4 protein-coding genes are annotated in these 3145 nt (G+C 28.7%); 2 read left to right on the top strand and 2 right to left on the bottom strand.

The window, feature by feature from the left end; all coding sequences use genetic code 11:
• On the bottom strand, positions 1-189 hold a 189-nt coding region (locus BM227_RS12475), incomplete at its 3' end, for a hypothetical protein (protein ID WP_143089753.1).
• A 136-nt stretch (positions 190-325) separates the two neighbouring features.
• On the opposite strand from BM227_RS12475, the gene BM227_RS12470 reads away from it, so the two are divergent.
• Positions 326-1000, top strand: a complete 675-nt coding sequence (locus tag BM227_RS12470) for a response regulator transcription factor (RefSeq protein ID WP_092914332.1) — start codon at positions 326-328, stop codon at positions 998-1000.
• 3 nt (positions 1001-1003) lie between these two features.
• Here BM227_RS12470 and BM227_RS12465 read toward each other — a convergent pair whose 3' ends face one another.
• Complete coding sequence (locus BM227_RS12465; protein WP_092914330.1) at positions 1004-2074, bottom strand: ATP-binding protein; 1071 nt, start codon at positions 2072-2074, stop codon at positions 1004-1006.
• Between the two features lie 101 nt (positions 2075-2175).
• Here BM227_RS12465 and BM227_RS13280 point away from each other — a divergent pair, with 101 nt between their 5' ends.
• A complete protein-coding gene (locus BM227_RS13280) occupies positions 2176-3072 on the top strand; it encodes a TonB-dependent receptor plug domain-containing protein (protein WP_092914328.1) in 897 nt (298 codons plus the stop codon).
• Positions 3073-3145 lie beyond the last annotated feature (73 nt).

Raw genomic sequence — 3145 nt, 5'->3', positions numbered from 1 at the left:
ATGAAATGCTGCATAGTTGATTTTACCAAATACCTCTTGTATTGATTCATTAACATCGCAACTATATTCTGGGTGTATGCTAAAGAGTAAAAAATTTATGTTTTCAAAATCTTTTTTTATTTTATTTTTAATGTTTTTTAATGCTGGTTTTAGAGATAGATTTAAGCTTGAATAGACTTTTACTTTCAATTTTATAGTCCTTAATCTATTATTAGTTACTAATTCAAGATTATGTTTCTAAATATTTTTGGAAGTTTATAATGCAAATCTAAGTTAAATTTAACTAAAATCTGTAAAATCTGTATTTTAAGAGAGTATATCAGTTATGGAAAAGATCAAAGTTTTACTAGTTGAAGATGATGAGTTAGCTGCTGAATTGATATATAACTATTTAATAGACTATGGGTTTGATGTTAGTTTTGCTTTTAATGCAACTGAAAGTATGGAGCAAATTAGGTATGAAGAGTTTGATATAGCAATACTAGATATAAATCTTCCAGATTATAGTGGTTTAGAAGTTTTGAAAAATATAAAAAATATAAAAAATATACCAGTAATTGTTACAAGCGCATATAGCGACAAAAATATTAAACTTATGGCTTTCAAATATGGTGCTTGTGATTATATGATAAAGCCTATTGATATTGAAGAACTAGAAGCTAGAATTTGGGTGCATTTAAGCAAAAATAATAAACTCAGTATTGAGGAAAAAATAGAAAAAGAGTTATTTGAAATAGAAGGTAATTCAATACTATTTAATGGAGTAAGATTGGACCTTACAAGTATTGAGAATGAAATTCTAACGTATCTTATTAAAAATAAAAATAGAGTAGTGAAAAGAGAAGAACTATCATCTATATTATCTCTTAAAAGTTCAGATAGATCTTTGGATAATCATATAAAAAATATTAGAAAAAAGATAGGAGATAGTGGGAAAGAGGCTAAATATTTGAAAACTGTATATGGTGTAGGTTACTGTTTTAGAAATAGTCAACTATAAATTTTACTCTTCTATTATCCACTCATAAAATGGCTTTGCATTAACATTAATCTTTTCAAATTCAAAATCAAAACTGTTGGCTATAGTAAGAATAGTAATTGATTTGATTTTTAATGTTTCAATTTCATTAATCAGTTTAGAGACTTTAGCAGCAGAGCTTTGCGGGTTTGCAAAGGGTGAAAGAAGAATAGCTTGATTTGTTGTCGGTTCATATAAGTCCATAGTTTCAGTGTAAGATACATCTGGATAGTTTTGAAGCATTTTATTGGCTGCTATTGAGTAGAGTTGTCCCATAAGAGATTTTTCAAAATACATTGATGCTGGTAAAGCAAAGTCATATAGTAATAGTCTTTTTGCAGCTTTTGGTTGATTGAATTTTTTAACCCATTTAATGATTTGTCTATCTTCCCACTCTTTAATTGTTTTGTAGACTCGATCTTTAGAGAATTTATGCTCTTTTTTTAGAGTTGTGTATAGTTGGTTCGCAGTTAATGGTTTACCTAAAAATTTTGCAAGTGTACGAAAAAAGTTCTGTTCACTTTGTTCAGGGAAAGTTGTTCTCATTATTTGATGAAGGTTTTTGGTAAGTAGTGTCTCATGCACAGTTGCCATTTCAGGTAAAGAACCTGTACGAAGATAGAGAGAAAATGAGTGTTCAAGATGTATGTGACGCTTTTCGAATGCCAAGTACTCTTCAAAGTCAAGTGGTTGAAGAAGTAATGAAGAAAGAGTTGACAAAAAAAGCGGTTTTTGTGAAATGACAATTAACTGTTTACATTTGGGCAAACCTATAGAGTCATCATAATGATCAATAGCAACTACATCAATATCATTTATTACAATAAAATCTTGCAACTTTTTATTAAGAGAACTTTTATCTAATCTAACATCATTAAGATCAATATAAATATGCTTTTTCTTTGGGATATTTGTCAAATAGTCTAAAACAAGCCATGTCTTTCCAGACTTTGGAGGACCATAGATATTTATGTGTTTATTTGATATAGAAATTTTTCTCTCTATAAAGTTTAAAGCTTTCGGCGTCGATTCATAAAGTGCTTCTAACTGTTCCACTATTTTATCTTTATGTTTAAATAAATTATTGCTTTTTATATATGTTTTAAGCTTTTTTATATTTTAATAGTCAGTAAATATTTTTAAGTAGGAAATTAAAGATGAAAATACTTAAATTAACTTTATTGATGATTTTACCATTTTTACATCTATTTGCACAAGAGGAATCTTTTGAAGAACTTCTTGAAACATTACAAGAGGTTAATCAGGTTGCAACACAAAGTCGTCTTGGTATAGATAAATCTCCATCTATGGTAACAGTACTTTATGGAGATAAATTGGAAGAACTACATATAGAAACATTAACTGAGGCATTGGCTTTAGTTCCAGGAATAGAAATCTCTATGAGTAATAGTGGTATAAAACAGATAGTTATGAGGGGTGTGAAGAGTCCATACCGTGATAAGATAAAATTGATGATTGATGGGGTTGAAGTCAATAATGATTTTTATGATAATCAGTATTATTATTTAAACTTTCCTGTCGATTTAATTGATCGAATTGAAATTATACGAGGTCCAGGTTCTGTACTTTATGGAGAAAATGCTTTTATTGGTGTTATTGATGTAATTACAAAAATAGATAGAGATGGAAATGAGAGTCAAGGCAGTTATCGTTATGATACACTGAAAGAACGACATACTATTACTTTATATGAGAATAAAAAAATTGGTAATTGGAATGTAGGATTTGATGTTTTTGGCAGTAGCCAAACCGGAGGAGTAGAAACTGGAGATATCTATAATATTTATGCACCTCAAAACCCATACCGAGAAAGTGGTATAAGTCATGAAAAATATGATGATATCGGTTTTGGAGTAAGGTTGAAAAATGGTAATTTCAAACTTTTGACTCGTTTAAAAAGATATAAAAGACACAACTATTTTGGAGTTCTCAACCTTTTACCATTAGAAGATGACAAAGATGTGTTAGCTATACTGTGGCATATAAATGCAATATATGACAAAACTTTAACCCCAAATAAATCCATAAAATAAAAACCCACCTAATATTCCCTAAAAAACACATTTTTTGAAAAAATAAAATGCCTAAATATGCACCAAAATTATC

The organism is Hydrogenimonas thermophila (assembly GCF_900115615.1).
Lineage (GTDB): Bacteria > Campylobacterota > Campylobacteria > Campylobacterales > Hydrogenimonadaceae > Hydrogenimonas > Hydrogenimonas thermophila.
The sequence above is the reverse complement of the archived record's forward strand: the minus strand, read 5'-3'. Positions and strand labels throughout refer to the sequence as shown.

Excerpts from the sequence above, each read along its gene's own strand:
- BM227_RS12470 (WP_092914332.1), top strand. The coding sequence starts at position 326 with ATGGAAAAGATCAAAGTTTTACTAGTTGAAGATGATGAGTTAGCTGCT.
- BM227_RS13280 (WP_092914328.1), top strand. The coding sequence starts at position 2,176 with ATGAAAATACTTAAATTAACTTTATTGATGATTTTACCATTTTTACAT.